This window comes from Amycolatopsis sp. N2S4-7 (genome assembly GCF_058119595.1).
The window spans coordinates 7,779,426-7,795,511 of record NZ_CP172299.1; the positions used below are offsets into that span (position 1 = coordinate 7,779,426).

Annotated in this window: 17 protein-coding genes and 1 pseudogene; 8 read left to right on the forward strand and 10 right to left on the reverse strand. The window is 71.2% G+C overall.

What is annotated here, in order from left to right; translation table 11 throughout:
* Window positions 1–20: 20 nt before the first annotated feature.
* Window positions 21–503: a GNAT family N-acetyltransferase gene (locus ACH54P_RS36935; RefSeq protein WP_489907917.1), complete on the reverse strand. Its 483-nt coding sequence runs from the start codon at window positions 501–503 to the stop codon at window positions 21–23.
* Between the two features lies 1 nt (window position 504).
* The gene (locus ACH54P_RS36940; RefSeq protein WP_489907918.1) at window positions 505–1,095 is read right to left on the reverse strand and encodes an acid phosphatase; all 591 of its coding nucleotides are present in this window, start codon (window positions 1,093–1,095) and stop codon (window positions 505–507) included.
* 83 nt (window positions 1,096–1,178) lie between these two features.
* On the opposite strand from ACH54P_RS36940, the gene ACH54P_RS36945 reads away from it, so the two are divergent.
* Window positions 1,179–1,652 (forward strand): hotdog fold domain-containing protein, encoded by a 474-nt coding sequence (locus ACH54P_RS36945; protein ID WP_489907919.1) that lies wholly within the window; start codon window positions 1,179–1,181, stop codon window positions 1,650–1,652.
* On the opposite strand, the gene ACH54P_RS36950 is transcribed toward ACH54P_RS36945, so the two are convergent.
* Window positions 1,649–2,317, reverse strand: coding sequence for a hypothetical protein (locus tag ACH54P_RS36950; RefSeq protein ID WP_489907920.1), 669 nt, complete (start codon window positions 2,315–2,317; stop codon window positions 1,649–1,651). The two genes, ACH54P_RS36945 and ACH54P_RS36950, sit on opposite strands and share 4 nt — an antisense overlap.
* A gap of 135 nt (window positions 2,318–2,452) precedes the next feature.
* Here ACH54P_RS36950 and ACH54P_RS36955 point away from each other — a divergent pair, with 135 nt between their 5' ends.
* Window positions 2,453–4,063, forward strand: a complete 1,611-nt coding sequence (locus ACH54P_RS36955) for a GMC oxidoreductase (protein WP_489907921.1) — start codon at window positions 2,453–2,455, stop codon at window positions 4,061–4,063.
* Here ACH54P_RS36955 and ACH54P_RS36960 read toward each other — a convergent pair.
* From ACH54P_RS36960 to ACH54P_RS36970, 3 genes and pseudogenes are all read right to left on the reverse strand, one after another.
* Window positions 4,053–4,487 (reverse strand): MarR family winged helix-turn-helix transcriptional regulator, encoded by a 435-nt coding sequence (locus ACH54P_RS36960; protein ID WP_489907922.1) that lies wholly within the window; start codon window positions 4,485–4,487, stop codon window positions 4,053–4,055. The two genes, ACH54P_RS36955 and ACH54P_RS36960, sit on opposite strands and share 11 nt — an antisense overlap.
* A complete protein-coding gene (locus ACH54P_RS36965; RefSeq protein WP_489907923.1) occupies window positions 4,484–4,924 on the reverse strand; it encodes an SRPBCC family protein in 441 nt (146 codons plus the stop codon). Before ACH54P_RS36965 ends, ACH54P_RS36960 begins: the two co-directional genes overlap by 4 nt.
* A gap of 58 nt (window positions 4,925–4,982) precedes the next feature.
* A pseudogene (locus ACH54P_RS36970) lies at window positions 4,983–5,587 on the reverse strand (dTDP-4-dehydrorhamnose 3,5-epimerase family protein).
* Between the two features lie 357 nt (window positions 5,588–5,944).
* On the opposite strand from ACH54P_RS36970, the gene ACH54P_RS36975 reads away from it, so the two are divergent.
* Window positions 5,945–7,126 (forward strand): NAD(P)-dependent malic enzyme, encoded by a 1,182-nt coding sequence (locus ACH54P_RS36975; RefSeq protein WP_489907924.1) that lies wholly within the window; start codon window positions 5,945–5,947, stop codon window positions 7,124–7,126.
* A gap of 51 nt (window positions 7,127–7,177) precedes the next feature.
* Here ACH54P_RS36975 and ACH54P_RS36980 read toward each other — a convergent pair whose 3' ends face one another.
* Entirely contained in the window at window positions 7,178–8,584 is a 1,407-nt protein-coding gene (locus tag ACH54P_RS36980; protein ID WP_489907925.1) for a bis-aminopropyl spermidine synthase family protein, read from the reverse strand.
* Between the two features lie 187 nt (window positions 8,585–8,771).
* Between ACH54P_RS36980 and ACH54P_RS36985 the strand changes: the two genes are divergently transcribed.
* The 4 genes from ACH54P_RS36985 to ACH54P_RS37000 are packed head-to-tail and all read left to right on the forward strand — an operon-like array spanning window position 8,772 to window position 12,080.
* The gene (locus ACH54P_RS36985; RefSeq protein ID WP_489907926.1) at window positions 8,772–9,857 is read left to right on the forward strand and encodes an ABC transporter ATP-binding protein; all 1,086 of its coding nucleotides are present in this window, start codon (window positions 8,772–8,774) and stop codon (window positions 9,855–9,857) included.
* Window positions 9,854–10,522, forward strand: coding sequence for an ABC transporter permease (locus tag ACH54P_RS36990; RefSeq protein ID WP_489907927.1), 669 nt, complete (start codon window positions 9,854–9,856; stop codon window positions 10,520–10,522). The genes ACH54P_RS36985 and ACH54P_RS36990 overlap by 4 nt, the downstream gene beginning before the upstream one ends.
* The gene (locus ACH54P_RS36995; RefSeq protein ID WP_489907928.1) at window positions 10,519–11,211 is read left to right on the forward strand and encodes an ABC transporter permease; all 693 of its coding nucleotides are present in this window, start codon (window positions 10,519–10,521) and stop codon (window positions 11,209–11,211) included. The genes ACH54P_RS36990 and ACH54P_RS36995 overlap by 4 nt, the downstream gene beginning before the upstream one ends.
* A complete protein-coding gene (locus ACH54P_RS37000; RefSeq protein WP_489907929.1) occupies window positions 11,208–12,080 on the forward strand; it encodes an ABC transporter substrate-binding protein in 873 nt (290 codons plus the stop codon). The genes ACH54P_RS36995 and ACH54P_RS37000 overlap by 4 nt, the downstream gene beginning before the upstream one ends.
* Here ACH54P_RS37000 and ACH54P_RS37005 read toward each other — a convergent pair.
* The 3 genes from ACH54P_RS37005 to ACH54P_RS37015 are packed head-to-tail and all read right to left on the reverse strand — an operon-like array spanning window position 12,077 to window position 14,231.
* Window positions 12,077–12,679 (reverse strand): LysE family translocator, encoded by a 603-nt coding sequence (locus ACH54P_RS37005; RefSeq protein WP_489907930.1) that lies wholly within the window; start codon window positions 12,677–12,679, stop codon window positions 12,077–12,079. The two genes, ACH54P_RS37000 and ACH54P_RS37005, sit on opposite strands and share 4 nt — an antisense overlap.
* A gap of 49 nt (window positions 12,680–12,728) precedes the next feature.
* Window positions 12,729–13,700: an LLM class flavin-dependent oxidoreductase gene (locus ACH54P_RS37010; protein ID WP_489907931.1), complete on the reverse strand. Its 972-nt coding sequence runs from the start codon at window positions 13,698–13,700 to the stop codon at window positions 12,729–12,731.
* Window positions 13,701–13,712: 12 nt separating this feature from the next.
* Window positions 13,713–14,231 (reverse strand): GNAT family N-acetyltransferase, encoded by a 519-nt coding sequence (locus ACH54P_RS37015; RefSeq protein WP_489907932.1) that lies wholly within the window; start codon window positions 14,229–14,231, stop codon window positions 13,713–13,715.
* A gap of 232 nt (window positions 14,232–14,463) precedes the next feature.
* Between ACH54P_RS37015 and ACH54P_RS37020 the strand changes: the two genes are divergently transcribed.
* Window positions 14,464–16,017 (forward strand): S8 family peptidase, encoded by a 1,554-nt coding sequence (locus tag ACH54P_RS37020; protein ID WP_489907933.1) that lies wholly within the window; start codon window positions 14,464–14,466, stop codon window positions 16,015–16,017.
* Window positions 16,018–16,086: the final 69 nt, after the last annotated feature.

Consider the following 16,086-nt stretch of genomic DNA (forward strand, 5'->3'; position numbering starts at 1 on the left):
TGCGGTGCTGATCACGCGGGTTACGCCTGCGCGGCCAGGGCCTTCAGCGGCTCGTCGGTCAGGCGGTTGACGGTCCACTCGTCCATCGGGACCGCGCCGAGGGCCTTGTAGAACTCCGTGGCCGGGTTCCAGTCCAGCACCGACCACTCGAGCCGCGCGTAGCCGTTCGCGACGCACTCGGCCGCCAGTGCCGCCAGCAGGGCCTTGCCCAGGCCGGAACCGCGCTGCTCCGGGCGGACGTACAGGTCCTCCAGGTAGATCCCGTGCACGCCGCGCCAGGTCGAGTAGTTCAGGAACCAGACCGCGAAGCCGACGACCTCGCCGTCCACTTCGGCCACGTGCCCGAACAGCTTCGGCGCCTCGCCGAACAGGGCCTCGTGCAGCTGCGGAGCCGTCAGGTGGCATTCGCCGGGCGCGCGCTCGTACTCCGCGAGTTCGTACGCCAGCCGGACGGCGGCCTCGACGTCGTCGGGCCGGATGCGGCGGATGCGGTTGTCGGGCACGTCAGTCCTCCAGGGCGGGCGGCAGGTTGAGGTGTTCGATCTGCGGCTCGCCGCGCTCGTCGCCGAGCACCGCGATGCCGGCGGCATCCAATCCGAAGTGGACGCCCGCGGTGGCGGGCAGACCGACCCAGCGGGCCACCAGCACGCGGCTGAAGTGCCCGTGCCCGACCAGGATCACGTCGCCGGCTTCGATGTCGCGGCGGGCGCGCGAAAGCACCTTGTCCGCGCGGGCGGAGACCTCCGAAGCGCTTTCTCCACCGGGGATCGGGTGGGTCCACACCGTCCACCCTGGCACGGTTTCCCGGATCTCCGGCGTGGTGATGCCTTCGTAGTCGCCGTAGTCCCACTCGGCGAGGTCCTCGGTGACGTCGTCGACGCGGAGCCCGGCCAGTGCGGCGGTGCGCAGCGCCCGCTCGCGGGGGCTCGACAGCACCAGCGACGGGCCGCCGACCAGGCTCCGGAGCGTGCCGCCCGCGGCCAGCGCCTGGCCTTCGCCCGCCGGCGTCAGCGGGATGTCCGTGCGGCCGGTGTGCCGCCCGTTCACCGACCATTCGGTCTGACCGTGCCGGAGGAGGAAGAGCCGATTCGCCACGTCGCCGAATATATCCGGCGGTTTGCGCCCCGGCTGGGCGTCTGCTTAGCTACTGAGCGGTAGCTTAGCCGGAGGAGACGCCCATGTCCGAGACGCCGACGTTCGCGCTGTGGCACAAGCTGGCCGGGAAGCCGGGCGGGAAACAGCTGTTCAGCGCCGCGATGTGCGTGCGCGTGCCCTACTTCCGCACGGTGCTGCCCTCGGTGCGCGAACTGCGTCCCGGCCACTGCGAGGTGACCGCGCCGAAGTGGTGGGGTGTTTACAACCACATCCGCACGTTCCACGCCATCGCCGCCTGCAACCTCGCCGAAATCGCGATGGGCATGCTCGCCGAGGCGACCGTCCCGGCCACGCACCGCTGGCTGCCGAAGGGCATGAACGTCCAGTACGTCGCGAAGGCCGAGACGGGCCTGCGCGCGGTGGCGTCGCTGCCCGGACTGCCGGAGTTCGGCGACGACGGCGTCGAGCTGGACGTCCCGGTGACCATTTCGGACAGCAACGGCCAACCGGTGGTCACCGGGACGATCACCATCTGGGTGACGCCGAAGAAGCGTTAGAGCTGCTTGTACTGCACGTAGGACGCCTGGTGGAACGCGTTCTCGCCGGACGGCGACGGCAGGCCCAGCCGCCGGTCGACGAGCGGGCCGAGCGCGCCGCAGCCCTGCGTGGCCGGGAGGGCCAGATCCGGGTCGACGACGCCGGAGAACGCCGTCCGCGGGTTCTCCGAGATGATCCGCGGCGGCACGGCCGGGTCGTCGTGGACGACCGTGTGCAGTGGCGCCGAAGCCGTGCCGATGCTGCAGTCCTTGCGCAGCAACGGGTGCCGCACCACGGCGTAGACGTCGAGCTCGCCGCGCCGTTCGTCGTCGCTGTGGAAGTCGGAGTAGCCGCCGTAGCGCAGCTGGATCGTGGCGCCGGCCAGGCCGGGGATGCGCGCGGGTGCGTGCCGCAGCGTGCCGAACACCTGCGCGTACTGGCCGTTCACCCGGCCTTCGCTGAACGTCAGCCGCATCTCCCCGAGCGGGATTTCGCGGTCGCCGATGGTCAGTTTTCCTTGCGAGACAAAGGCTTCACAGCGCCAGGTGCCCGGGTCGGCGTTCGACGGCGGGGCCGGGCAGTCGGTGAAGTCGAACGTCGGCGGTGCTTCGGCGGATGCCGTCCCCGGCGTCAGCGCCAGTGCGGTCGCGGCGACCCCGGCCGCGGCCAGTGCGAGGAGTTTCATGGTGGTCAGCCTGCTGGGACGGCGGCCGCGGGACATCCGGGATCGCCCCCAGGGGAGACCCGAAATTCCCTCGACTGGGTGAAACACGTTCTGATTAGTTAACACTGTTCACTCAACTGGGTCATGATCGGGCGCATGTCTCCCTTCTCCCGCCGCCGGTTCCTCGGCCTCGCCGCCCTGAACTCCGCCGCCGCCCTCGGGCTGACCACGGTCTCGACGCGGCCCGCGGCCGCCGGGCCGCTGCCGGAGTTCGTCCCGGCGGTCGTGATCGGCACCGGCTACGGCGCCGCCGTCACGGCGTTGCGGCTCGGCGAGGCCGGCGTCCCCACGCTGATGCTCGAGATGGGCAGGCTGTGGACCACCCCGGGCGCCGACGGCAAGGTCTTCTGCCCGATGCTCACCCCGGACGAACGGTCGATGTGGTTCAAGGACCGCACCGAAGCGCCGCTCGCGTCCTTCCTCTGGCTCGACCTCGCCAACCGCGACATCAAGCGCTACGCCGGTGTCCTCGACCGGGTGAACTACGGCGACATGGCGGTCTACCTCGGCCGCGGCGTCGGCGGCGGCTCCCTGGTCAACGGCGCGATGGCGGTGACGCCGAAGCGGTCCTACTTCGAGGAGATCCTCCCGCGGGTCGACGCCGGGGAGATGTACGGCAAGTACTTCCCGCGCGCCCGGGCGCAGCTCGGCGTCAACGTCGTCGACCCGGCGTGGTTCGAGACGTGCAAGTCCTACCAGTACGCGCGCGTTTCCCGGAAGGCCGCGCGCAAGGCCGGGTTCGACACGGTGTTCGTGCCCAGCGTGTACGACATGGACTACCTCCGGCGGGAGGAGGCGGGGACGGTGCCGCGCTCGGCCGACGCGTCCGAGGTCATCTACGGCAACAACCACGGGAAGCGCTCGCTCGACCGGTCCTACCTCGCCGCCGCGCTCGGCACCGGCCGGGTGACCATCCAGACGCTGCACGAGGTCCGCGAAATCCTCCAGCGGCCCGATGGCTCGTACACGCTGGTCGTGCGCGAAATCGACGAGCGCGGGACCGTCCTCGCGACCAAGCACGTCACCACGAAGCACCTCTTCCTCGGCGCGGGCAGTGTCGGCTCGACCGAGCTGCTGGTGCGCGCCCGCGACACCGGACGGCTCCCGGCGCTGGGTGACGCGGTCGGCCGCGGCTGGGGCACCAACGGCAACGTCATGTGCGGCCGCGCCAACCACGTCTGGGACACCACCGGCAGCCTCCAATCCGGCATGCCCGCGCTCGGCATCGACAACTGGGCCGACCCGGTGCACCCGGCGTTCGCCGAGATCGCGCCGGTCCCGGCCGGGCTCGAGACGTGGGTCAGCCTGTACCTGGCCATCACCAAGAACCCCGAGCGCGGCCACTTCACCTACGACGCGGCGAGCGACTCGGCGAAGCTCAACTGGACCGCTTCGCAGGGACAGCCGTCGATCGACGCCGCGAAGGCGCTGTTCGACAAGGTCAACCGCGCGAACAGGACGATCTACCGCTACGACCTGTTCGGCGACACGCGCGTGTTCGAGAACCGCTTCACCTACCACCCGCTCGGCGGCCTGGTGCTCGGCGAGGCGACCGACGACTACGGCCGCGTCAAGGGCTACCGGAACCTGTACGTCACTGACGGCTCGCTCATCCCGGGCAGCACCGGCGTCAACCCGTTCGTGACGATCACGGCGCTGGCCGAGCGCAACATCGAGCGGGTCCTCGCCGAGGACGTCAAGGGCTGAGCTTCGCGAGCGAATCGGTGAAGCCGTCGTCGACGGCTTCGAAGAACGACGCGTCGGCGGCTTCGACGTCCTTCAGCGCCTTCGCGACCACGTCCAGGCCGGCCAGGGTGACTTCGAGGCGCTTCGCGCGGGCGTCCGACGGGTCGTCCGCGCGGGCCAGCAGGCCGCGGTCGGCGAGCTTGCGGACGACCTGGCTGGTCATCATCGTGTCGGTACCGGCCTGCTCGGCGAGCTGCCGCTGGGTCGGTGGCTCCCCCGAGCGGGTGAGCCACCACGTCGTCGTCAGCAGCACGAACTGGACGTGCGTGAGGTCGTGCGGGGCCAGCGCGGCCCGCATCGCCCGCTGCCAGGCCAGCGTCACGCGCCACAGCAGGAAGCCGGGGCTGCGCTCGGGGCCGGGCAGGCGGGACTCCGGGGCGGTCATACCCGCGAGGATGCCGGGTCGCCGACCTCCGGGAAAGTGGCCTCGGCCAGCCGCGCGAGCGCGCGCACGGCGTCCGGGGTGTCCTCGGTGACCTGGGGGCCGAAGCCGTCGGGGCCGTCGATCGTGACGCGGTAGGTGATCCGGGTGCCGCCGTCGACGTCGGTGAGCACGTGCTCGAACCGCAGGTGCGCGTCCGGCAGGCGGGTCTCGTCGGTGAAGCTGCGGCCCTCGGTGACCTCGGTGAGGGTGAACGGGATCGGCGGCATGCCGTCCATCGCCATCGTGCCGCCGGTCCCGACGGTGAACGGGCCGTCGAGGACCACCGACCGGACGCCGGTGTCCCACTCCGGCCACCGGGTGGTGTCCGCCCAGAGCGGCCAGATCGCGGCGGCGGGGGCGGCGGAGGTCTCGCTGTGCTCGTACTCGTAAAGTGCCATGCGGGCAGACTATATGCACGCATATTAAATGTGCAAGCGGCCTGGTGGCCGGGGTGGATCAGTTCGCCGAGCGCAGCTTGTCGTAGTACGCGACGCAGTCTTCGTACGCCGGGAGCAGGCCCTGCTCGCGCGCTTCGGCCAGCGTGGGCGCGTCGCGGTCCTTCTGGGACAGGATGGGCGTGAGTTCCGCGGGCCAGGGCAGGTCGAGCGCGGGGTCGAGCGGGGTGATGCCGTGCTCGCCGGCCGGGTTGTACGGCTCGGAGCAGAGGTACGCCATCACCGTGTCGTCTTCGAGCGCGATGAACCCGTGTCCGAGGCCTTCGGCGACGTACACGGCGTGGTACTCGTTCGAGTCGAGCTGCACCGCGTCCCATTCGCCGAAGGTCGGCGAACCGACGCGGAGGTCGACGACGACGTCGAGCAGCGAGCCGCGCGGGCAGTAGACGTACTTCGCCTGGCCGGGCGGGGTGTCGGCGAAGTGGATGCCGCGGATCGTGCCGCGCCGGGACACGCTGTGGTTCGTCTGGCCGAGTCGCAGCGGGTGACCCGCCGCCGCGCGGAAGGTCTCCTCCTGGAACGGGGCGACGAACAGGCCCCGGTCGTCGGGCAACGGCCGGGGGAGAACTCGTAGGCGTCCGGGACGCTCAGCCGGCGGAATTGCATGGCGTCACCTTATCGGGCGCCAACAAAACCGGACGGACGTCTTGGGAATTGCCGGGAAACGGCACCGGTGTGACATCAACCGCACCGAGGGGTCACCGGCGCGCACCGACCTGTCACAATGAGCGGACCGCCGCGTCCGCGGCCATCGCCAGACCCAAGGCACCGATGGCCGACGTGACGCCTCGCCGACAGGCCGGCGCTACCGCGCTGGGCTGCCGTGCCGGGAACCACCACGGTTTCCCCTTGCAGCCGTGGTCCCAGCTCGCATGCCCAGGAGAAATTCCAGTGACCCACGTTCGAACCGCGAGTTCCGTCATTCCCACTGGAGGAATGACGGAAACGACGACAGGAATCCCCATGAACGACCCCACCGGCGCCCACGCACCGGTCACCGACGAAGAGATCTTCACCGGGCACGAGGGCGGCAAGCTCTCGGTGGCGGCCACCCGCCCGATTTCGAGCCCGCGTGACCTTTCGATCGCCTACACCCCCGGTGTGGCGAAGGTGAGCCGCGCGATCGCGGAGGACGCGGCCAAGGCCAAGCGGTACACGTGGGCGGACCGGCTGGTGGTCGTGGTGAGCGACGGGACGGCGGTGCTCGGCCTCGGCGACATCGGCGCCAGCGCGTCCCTGCCGGTCATGGAGGGCAAGTCGGTGCTCTTCAAGACCTTCGGCGGGCTCGACTCGATCCCGCTGGTGCTGGACACCACCGACGTCGACGAGATCGTCGAGACGATGGTGCGGCTGCGGCCGTCCTACGGGGCCGTGAACCTCGAGGACGTCTCCGCGCCGCGGTGCTTCGAGCTGGAGGACAAGCTCAAGGAAGCGCTGGACTGCCCGGTCATGCACGACGACCAGCACGGCACGGCGATCGTGACGCTCGCCGCGCTGCGCGGCGCCAACCTGGTGCTCGACCGGGCGATCGCCGACCAGCGCGTGGTCGTCTCCGGGGCCGGCGCGGCGGGGGTCGCCTGCGCCCGGATCCTGCAGGAGGCGGGCATCGGCGACGTCACCGTCCTCGACTCGCGCGGCATCATCCACGAGGGCCGGGACGGCTTGAACCCGGTCAAGGCGAAGCTGGCTTCGACGACGAACAAGGCGGGGCTGCGCGGCGGCCTCGCGGAGGCGCTGGAAGGCGCGGACGTGTTCCTCGGCCTGTCCGGCGCGACGATCGACGAGTCGCTGCTCGGCCGGATGGCGGGCGGCGGCATCGTGTTCGCCCTCTCCAACCCGGACCCGGAGGTGCACCCGGACGTGGCCGCGCGGTACGCGTCGATCGTGGCCACCGGGCGGAGCGACTTCCCGAACCAGATCAACAACGTGCTGGCGTTCCCCGGCGTGTTCCGCGGTGCGCTGGACTCCGGCGCCCGGGCGATCACCGAGGGCATGAAGCTGGCGGCCGCCGAGGCGATCGTGTCGGTGGCGATGGACGACCTGGGCCCGGACCGCATCGTGCCCAGCCCGCTCGACCCGCGCGTGGCCCCCGAGGTCGCGGCGGCGGTGGCGAAGGCCGCGGAAGCGGACGGCGTCACGGACTGAGCGTTCGCGAAGGCGGCACTCCTCCTCGGGGGAGTGCCGCCTTCGGCGTGTTCAGAGCAGTTCGGCCAGGCGGTGGCGGGGGACGTCGACCAGGCGCAGGTCGCGCAGGTCCTCGGGGACGTCCAGCGAGACGTTCGCCAGCCGGGCGTGGGCGCGGGTCAGCACCTCGTCCTGGTGGTCCACCGCGTCGGCGACCACCACCGCGTGCCGGTTGTCCGGGGTGCTCCGCAGGTAGCGCAGTGCGTACTTCCCCCGGACGAGTGAAGTGAGCGCCGTCTGCGAGCGCTCGTCCGCGAGATCCGGGTGCGCGTTCGGGACCAGCAGCGCGAGCCGTCGCGCGTTCGTCCCCAGCAGGGTGCGCAGCAGCCACGGGCCGGGGTCGGCCGAGAGGTCCATCGCGACCGCGTCCCCCTCCGGCCCGGAGATCGACCAGTCCACCGGCCGCGACTCCAGCGAAAGCCCGCCGGAAACGGCGATCTCCTTCAGCTTCTCCAGCAGTGTCGGCTTCGTCCCGGCGGCCTCGACCGACTGGGGCCCGTGCGTGTAGATCGCCTTGCCGCTGCGGACTTTCTTCGCCTTCGCCGTCGGCTGGCAGACGTACAGGTCCGCCGCGCTGCCGATCGCCTGCGCGCCGAAGTAGCGGTTGAAGCCCGGCAGGATCGCCTCGAACGTCAGCCCGAGCGTGGCCAGCGACCGCTGCACCTGCGCGCCCAGCGCCGGGTGCCGCGGGCTGTAGCCGTACGCGAACAGCAGCCGCCCCTCGCTCGGCTCCCGCAGCGCCTGCACGCCGCGCGCGGCGAACAGGCCCATGCCTTCGGGCGTGTACGGCGGATCGCTGAACACCAGGTCGGCGTCGCCGCTCAACGCCGGCGGCAGGCCGACGCGCAGGTCCGCGTGCACCACCCGGATCTCGCGCCCGCCGCGGTCGTCGAGGTAGGCGAGCACGCGCTCGTCGAGGTCGACGACGGTGAGCGAGGCCGATGGGCAGACCGCCCGCACCGCCAGCGACGTCAGGTCGTGGTCGCCCAGGAACAGCAGCCGCGCCGAAGCGAGGTCGTACTGGGCGTCGAGCCACAGGGCGCGGCGCAGCACGGTCTGCGGCGTGGCCTGCACGTGGTCGAGCGCGGCCAGCGGCGGCGGCACCTCCGCCACCCACTCGGCGATCTTCGGCAGCAATTCGTGCGTGGCCACGGCTTCGTCGAGCGGGTCGGCGTAGCGGGGGACGCTGTACTGCAGGTACGACGCGGCGACGCCGGGGGAGATCCGCAGCCGGTCGCCGCTGCGGTCGAGGTCGTCGCCCAGCGCCGTGAGGACGTCCTCCACGCTGCGCCGCGGCGCCGTGCTCAGCCGCACCAGCTCGCCGAGGTCGTGGTCGCCGGTGCGCAGCAGGTCGATGACGCGGTACAACGGGCGGACGCCTACGCCGTGCTTGGCGAGGACGTCGTCGAGTGCGCTCACGGAACCCGAGCCTAGTGAGGCTTATTCAGCCGTCGGCCGCCGCATGACTTCTGCGCTCATCAACCGGCCCGTACGCGGGGCACAGCGGCCCAACCAGGATAAGCCTCAGTCACCACCTGCCGGAACACCGTGCCAACCGCCGTCAACTCGGCTACGGTCGGAACCGACCGGGACATGGGGAGTGGCAGTGACCATCGAATTCCGCGACGTGACCAAGCAGTATCCGGATGGGACGGTCGCCGTCGACAAGCTGAACCTGACGGTCGAGGACGGCACGATCACCGTGTTCGTCGGCCCGTCCGGCTGCGGCAAGACGACGTCGCTGCGGATGATCAACCGGATGGTCGAGCCGACCGGCGGGCAGGTGCTGCTGGACGGCAAGGACGTCGCCGAGGGCGACCCGGCGCTGCTGCGCCGCGGCATCGGCTACGTCATCCAGCACGCCGGGCTCTTTCCACATAGGACGGTGCTGGACAACATCGCCACCGTGCCCCTGCTGTCGGGCTGGGACAAGGCGAAGGCGCGCAAGCGGGCGGCCGAGCTGCTGGAGACCATCGGCCTGCCGGTCGAGCTCGGCAAGCGGTACCCGGCCCAGCTCTCGGGCGGCCAGCAGCAACGCGTCGGCGTCGCCCGCGCGCTCGCCGCGGACTCGCCGGTGCTGCTGATGGACGAGCCGTTCTCCGCGGTCGACCCGGTGGTGCGCGAGGGCCTGCAGGACGAGCTGCTGCGGCTGCAGTCGCAGCTGGGCAAGACCATCGTGTTCGTCACGCACGACATCGACGAGGCGGTCCGGCTCGGCGACAAGGTCGCGGTGATGCGCGTCGGCGGCAAGCTGGCCCAGTACGGGACGCCCGCCGACGTGCTGCGCCACCCGGTGGACGACTTCGTCGCGTCGTTCGTCGGCCGGGACCGCGGCTACCGCGGGCTTTCCTTCCTCTCCGCCGACGGCGTCGAGATCAAGGAGCTCGAGCTGGTCGAGATCGGTGCCGCGGTGTCCACGAGCGACCGCTGGCGGCTCGCCGTCAACGCGGACAAGCAACCCCGCGGCTGGCTGCCGCCGGACACCACAGTGGACGGTTCGCTCGCCGAGGACGACCTCGTGGCCGGCGGTTCGCTGTGGGTGCGGGGAACGCCGATCCGCGGCGCGCTGGACGCCGCGCTGTCGTCGCCCGCCAGTCTCGGCGTGGTCGTCGACGACGAGCACCGCGTGCTCGGCGCCGTCGTCGCCAGGCAGGTGCTGGACGTGATCGAGGCGACCCCCCAGGCGTCATGAGCTTCTTCGACGAGCTCGGGCGGTACCTGGGCAGCGGGAACAACCGCGTCCAGATCCTCGGCGACCTGGGCGACCACGTCTACCTGGCGCTGCTCCCGCTGGTCATCGGCATCGTGCTGGCGATCGCGGCCGGCTGGCTCGGCCACCGCTGGGCACCCGCCCGGCAGGTCCTCATGGTGGTGGCGAACCTGCTGTACACGATCCCGTCGCTCGCGCTGTTCGTCGTCATCCCCGGCCTGATCGGGTCGAAGATCCTGGACAGCATCAACGTCGTCGTCGCGCTGACCGTCTACACGACGGCGCTGCTGGTCCGCCCGGTGCTCGACGCGCTGGACGCGGTGCCGCCGCCGGTGATCGCCGCCGCCACCGCGGTCGGGTACAAGCCGTTGCGGCGCTTCTTCGCCGTCGAGCTCCCGCTGTCCGTGCCGGTCCTCGCCGCCGGCGTGCGGGTCGCGTCGGTCAGCAACATCAGCCTGGTCAGCGTCGGCGCGCTGATCGGCACCGGCGGCCTCGGGGTGCTGTTCACCGACGGCTTCCAGCGCGAGTACTTCTCGCCGATCGTCGTCGGCATCGTGCTGACGCTGCTGCTGGCCCTGGTCGTCGACCTGGTGCTGGTCCTGCTGCGCAACCTCCTGACGCCGTGGGAACGGGTGGCCGTCTCATGATCACCGACCTCTTCCGCTGGTTCGGCGACCCGGCGCACTGGTCCGGGCCGGACGGCGTGCCGCAGCGCCTGCTGGAGCACCTCGGGTACACGTTCCTGTCGCTGGTGATCGCGCTGGTCATCGCCGTCCCGCTGGGACTGTTCATCGGGCACACCGGACGCGGCGGCGTCGCTCTGGTCAGCGTGGGCAACGCGATCCGCGCGCTGCCGACGCTGGGGCTCGTCACGTTCCTGTTCCTGCTCTTCACCGAGAGCGTCACCTCGACGATCATCGGGCTCGTGGTGCTGGCCGTGCCGCCGATCCTGGCGGGCACGTACGCCGGGCTGCAGGCGACCGACCACGGCGTGGTCGACGCCGCCGAGGGCGTCGGGATGACCGGCTGGCAGCGGCTGTGGAAGGTCGAGGTGCCGATCTCGCTGCCGCTCGTGCTCGGCGGCATCCGCAACGCCGTGCTGCAGCTCGTGGCGACCGCCGCGGTGGCCGCGTACGTCGGACTCGGTGGCCTGGGCCGGTTCCTGCTCGACGGACTGGCCATTTTGGACTATTCGGAGGTCATCGCGGGCGCGCTGTTGACGACGGCGCTCGCGATCGTCCTGGACCTGCTCTTCGCGCTGCTGAACCGCGCTCTGGTGCCGAAGGGCGTCCGCCTCGCGACCGCCGCGGCGACCGGCAAGAAGGTGACGGCATGAAACGGCTGGTCGTGGTGCTCGCTCTGGTCCTGGCCGCCGGCTGCGGCAACCCCCTGGCGGGCGGTGGTGAAGGCGGTGCGACCGGCGACATCATCATCGGCGCGTCCGACGTCGGGGAAAGCCTCCTGCTGGCCCAGATCTACGCCGGGGCGCTGAAGAACGCGGGTGCGTCGAACGTGACCGTGCGGCCGCCGGTGGGCAGCCGCGAAGTCGTCGTCAAGGCGCTGCAGGACAAGTCGCTGTCGGTGGTGCCGGACTACAGCGGGAACCTGTTGCGGTACTTCGACAAGGACACCACCGCGACGACGTCGCAGGACGTCTACGCGCAGCTGCGGCAGAAGATCCCGGCCGGGTTCGAGGTCCTCGACCAGGCGCCGGCGGAGGACAAGGACCTGCTGGTCGTCGGCCCGCAGCTGGCTTCGTCGGGGGTCAAGACGTTCTCGGACCTGGGGAAGCGCTGCGGCGAGCTGGTGTTCGGCGGCCCTGGCCAGTGGAGCAGCCGCTGGAAGGACAAGATCAAGACCCTGTACGGCTGCGAGTTCAAGGAGATCCGCACGACCGACACGGGCGGCCCGGTGACGGTGGCGGCCCTGAAGTCCGGCGACGTGCAGGTGGCGGACCTGTTCAGCACGTCGTCCACGATCGCGGCGAACGGGTTCGTGCCGCTGGTCGACGACAAGAACATGTTCCCGGCGCAGAACATCGTCCCGCTGGTGGCGCGCGGGACGTTGTCGCCCGCCGAGGTGGCTGCGTTGAACCGCGTTTCGGCGGCGTTGACGACCGAGCAGCTGACGCGGCTGAACGTCGAGTTCACCGAGGAGAAGCGGAATCCGCTGGACATCGCGGAGGACTTCCTGGCCCGGTCCTAGTCGAGGGCCAGTTTCACGCCGAGGCCGATGAAGATGCCGCCGGTGGCCACCTCGATCCGGCGCTGGTTCTTCTTGCGGCGGACCCACCCGCCGATGCGGCCGGCGAGGACGCCGACGGCGCCGTCGACGAGGAACTCGAACACGATGAGGATCGCGCCCAGGATCGCGAACTGCAGCCAGAGGTTCCCGCGGCCGGGGTCGATGAACTGCGGGAGGAACGCGATGGTGAAGGTGACCATCTTCGGGTTGAGCAGGTTGGTGAGCAGGCCGGACAGGTAGGCGCGGTCGCTCTTCCGTTCGACGAGCGGCTTGCGGTTCCGGATGGCCTGGACGCCGAGGTGGATGAGGTAGGCGGCTCCGGCGATCCGGACGACGGTGAAGGCGACCGGAACGGCGGCGAAGAGCGCGGCCAGCCCGGCCGCGGCGACGGCGACGTGGATGGCCTCGCTGGTGGCCACCCCGGCGGTGGCGAGCAGCCCGGCCTTCGGGCCGCCGCGCATGCCGCAGCCGAGGATGAAGAGCATGTCCGGCCCCGGGGTCACCATCGCGATGAAGGTGGTGACGAGGAAGGCCAGGAGGAGGTGCGGGTCGACCGGCATGGGCCGATCCTGACACGCGGGGCCGGGAGCGCGAACTCCTTTTCGGCGCTCAGGCGCGCAGGGCGGCCGCCACTCGGCCCGCGTCCTCGATGCCCCGCTCCGGCGGCTCCTCCGGCAGCGGCAGCAGCACCACCGACCCGCTCCCGGCCTCGTGGAGCGCGCGGACCGCCGACACGCACTGGGGCAGATCGCCGCAGATCGACAGCTGGTCGATCCACTCCGGACGCAGGCCCGCCGCCAGATCGTCCACTGTGGACGTCGAGTCCATCAGCTCCAGCAGCTCCGGGGCGAACGGCAGCCCCTCCACCTGCACCCGCGCGCCCGGCGTCAGGGACTCCGCCACCGTCAGGCGTGCCCGTTCGCGGTCGCCCAGGGCCAGCCAGTTGTAGGTCACCACCGGGTGGGAGGCGTCCGGGGAAAGCCCGGCGGCGATGCCCGCCAACGCCGTCCGGACGTACTCCGGCGGCGACGGCTCCGCGAGGATCGTGCCGTCGGCCGAAGAACCCGCGATCGCCAGGGACTTCGGGCGGCGGACGCCGGCCAGCAGCGGGGGCACCGACGACGGCGGGAACACCAGCTCGACCTCGTCCAAGTCGACATGGCGACCCTGCATCGAGACCCGGTCGCCCGCCAGCAGGCGGCGGACCGCCACCAGCGTCTCCTCCAGCGCCGCCAGCGGGGACGCCGGGTAGGCGCCGATCTGCCGCATCCAGGACGCCACCCCGTGCCCGAAACCGGCGATCAACCGGCCGGGGTGCAGCTCGGCCAGCGCCGCGATCTCCATCGCCGCGATCGCCGGGTTGCGCGCCACCGCCGGGAGCACCCCGATGCCCACCTTGATCGTCGACGTCGCCGCCAGGGCGGTCGCGACCGTCGCGATCCCGGCCGCCCAGAAGCAGTCCTCGACCAGCCAGAGCTCGTCGAGTCCCGCCGCCTCGGCCTGCCGCGCCAGCTCGACCAGCCGGGACGGCGGCTGCTCGCGGTTGATCCGGACACCCACGGACGACGTCGGTGAATACATGCGGCTCCTCGTTCAGATCCGGGAGAACGCGGGCGCGTACTCGAACGCGCCCGCCTGGGTGGATTCGTACCCGGCGAGCGTCCGGGCCTGGAAGTACTCGCCCCAGCTGGGGTCCGGCGAAGTGATCGAGAGCGTCGACGCCGTGACGAAGCCGAACCGCGCGTAGTAGGCCGGCTCGCCGAGCAGGACGACCAGGCCGTACCCGAGCGCGTCCGCCGCGCCGACCACCGCGTGCATCAGCGCCGAGCCGACGCCGGCGGCCTGGTGTCCGGGCCGGACGCCGAGCGGGCCGAGCCCGACGGCGGCCGTCGTGTCGTCGCCGACGCGGGCCCGGCTGCAGCACACGTGCCCGGCGACCTCCCCGTCGCGGACGGCCACCAGCGACAGCGCGCCGATCAGATCACCGTCGGCGCGCAACTCGTCCACGAGCGGCGCCTCGATCGGCGTCACCCCGGCCTCGCGCCGGAACGCCTCGCTGTGGATCGCGTGGACCGCGGCCTGGTCGGCGGGGGTCTCGCGGCGGATCAGCATGGCCGACACCTTGCCGTGAACCGGCGCCGGACGGAAATCGTTTTCGCGGGCAGACTTTGGTAGGGGACCGTTCGAGTGGTTCTGAACAGGGCAAACCAGACGATCTACCGATCTCGTCACGTCCCGACCTACAGTTCCGCTCACGTTCCACGTGAACGCACTTCACGTCTCACCCCTGGCGATCCGGCGGCCGCGAGCCGTCCGGTCGACCCTGCCCAGAAGGGACGAAACCTTGCGCGATTCTCGGGGTCTGTTGAGCAGAATCGGTGTCCTGGCCGCGGTTTCGGCGTTGACGGTGTGGGGTGGCAACGCCGTCGCGACGGCGAGCGAGGGCTCGATCGCCGGCGCCGGCGGCGCCGACGCCGTCAAGGACAGCTACATCGTCGTGTTCAAGGACGGCACGGCCGTGGAGAGCGCGGCGAAGAACGTCACGAGCCGGCACGGCGGCACGGTCGCGCGGACGTTCTCCGCGGCCCTGCGCGGCTTCGCCGGCACGATGTCCGAGACGCAGGCGAAGCGCATCGCGGCCGACCCCGCGGTGTCCTATGTGGAACAGGACCGGGTCGTGCACGCGACCGCCGACCAGCTGAACCCGCCCTCGTGGGGCCTGGATCGCGTCGACCAGCGGAACCTGCCGCTGGACCAGAAGTACAGCTACAGCACCACGGCGCCGAACGTGCACGCGTACGTGATCGACACCGGCATCAACCTGACGCACAGCACCTTCGGCGGCCGGGCGACGTCGGGCTACGACTTCGTCGACAACGACAGCAACGCCACCGACTGCCAGGGCCACGGCACGCACGTCGCCGGCACCATCGGCGGCTCGCAGTACGGCCTGGCCAAGGAGGTCAAGCTGGTCGCCGTGCGCGTGCTCAACTGCAGCGGTTCCGGCACCACGGCCGGGGTCATCTCCGGCGTCGACTGGGTGACGGCGAACGCGGTCAAGCCGGCCGTGGCGAACATGAGCCTCGGCGGCGGCGCGTCGACCACGCTCGACCAGGCCGTGCAGCGCTCGATCACCGCGGGCATCACCTACGGCCTCGCGGCGGGCAACGACAACGGCGCCAACGCGTGCAACGGCTCGCCGGGCCGCGTCGCGGCGGGCATCACCGTCGGCGCGACGACGTCCACCGACGCCCGCGCCGGCTACAGCAACATCGGCTCCTGCCTCGACATCTTCGCGCCGGGCAGCAGCATCACGTCGTCGTGGATCGGCGGCACCACCGCCACCAACACGATCAGCGGCACGTCGATGGCGACCCCGCACGTCGTCGGCGCGGCGGCGCTGTACCTGGCCGCGAACCCGGGTGCGACGCCGCAGCAGGTTCGCGACGCCCTCGTCGCGAACGGCACCACCGGCAAGGTGACGAACGCGGGCTCCGGCTCGCCGAACGTCCTGCTCTACACCGGCTCCGGCACGACCCCGCCGCCGCCGGCCTGCGGCACCGTCACCAACGGCACCGATGTCGCCATCCCCGACAACGGCGCCGCCGTCACCAGCACCGTGAGCGTCTCGGGCTGCAACCGCAACGCGTCCGCGACGACGGCCGTGGAGGTCCACATCGTCCACACCTACGTCGGTGACCTGGTGATCGACCTGGTCGCGCCGGACGGTTCGGCCTACCGGCTGAAGAACTCCGGCAACGACTCGAGCAACGACATCAACACGACCTACAGCGCGAACGTCTCGGGCGAGGCCGCGAACGGCACCTGGACGCTGCGGGTCCAGGACGTCGCGGCGATCGACACCGGGCGCATCGACACCTGGTCGCTGACCGTCTGAGCGGATCGAGCCGCTGAGTGATTTGCACTGAAAGGCCCGCTTCGGCCGCGCGAATGGCCTAGTGTCCGA

Coding starts and splice junctions, on each gene's coding strand:
- ACH54P_RS36975 (WP_489907924.1), top strand. CDS start 5,945: ATGAACGACCCCACCGGCGCCCACGCACCGGTCACCGACGAAGAGATC.
- ACH54P_RS36995 (WP_489907928.1), top strand. CDS start 10,519: ATGATCACCGACCTCTTCCGCTGGTTCGGCGACCCGGCGCACTGGTCC.
- ACH54P_RS36945 (WP_489907919.1), top strand. CDS start 1,179: ATGTCCGAGACGCCGACGTTCGCGCTGTGGCACAAGCTGGCCGGGAAG.
- ACH54P_RS36965 (WP_489907923.1), bottom strand. CDS start 4,924: ATGGCACTTTACGAGTACGAGCACAGCGAGACCTCCGCCGCCCCCGCC.
- ACH54P_RS37005 (WP_489907930.1), bottom strand. CDS start 12,679: ATGCCGGTCGACCCGCACCTCCTCCTGGCCTTCCTCGTCACCACCTTC.
- ACH54P_RS36955 (WP_489907921.1), top strand. CDS start 2,453: ATGTCTCCCTTCTCCCGCCGCCGGTTCCTCGGCCTCGCCGCCCTGAAC.
- ACH54P_RS37010 (WP_489907931.1), bottom strand. CDS start 13,700: ATGTATTCACCGACGTCGTCCGTGGGTGTCCGGATCAACCGCGAGCAG.
- ACH54P_RS37015 (WP_489907932.1), bottom strand. CDS start 14,231: ATGCTGATCCGCCGCGAGACCCCCGCCGACCAGGCCGCGGTCCACGCG.
- ACH54P_RS36960 (WP_489907922.1), bottom strand. CDS start 4,487: ATGACCGCCCCGGAGTCCCGCCTGCCCGGCCCCGAGCGCAGCCCCGGC.
- ACH54P_RS36950 (WP_489907920.1), bottom strand. CDS start 2,317: ATGAAACTCCTCGCACTGGCCGCGGCCGGGGTCGCCGCGACCGCACTG.
- ACH54P_RS37000 (WP_489907929.1), top strand. CDS start 11,208: ATGAAACGGCTGGTCGTGGTGCTCGCTCTGGTCCTGGCCGCCGGCTGC.
- ACH54P_RS36990 (WP_489907927.1), top strand. CDS start 9,854: ATGAGCTTCTTCGACGAGCTCGGGCGGTACCTGGGCAGCGGGAACAAC.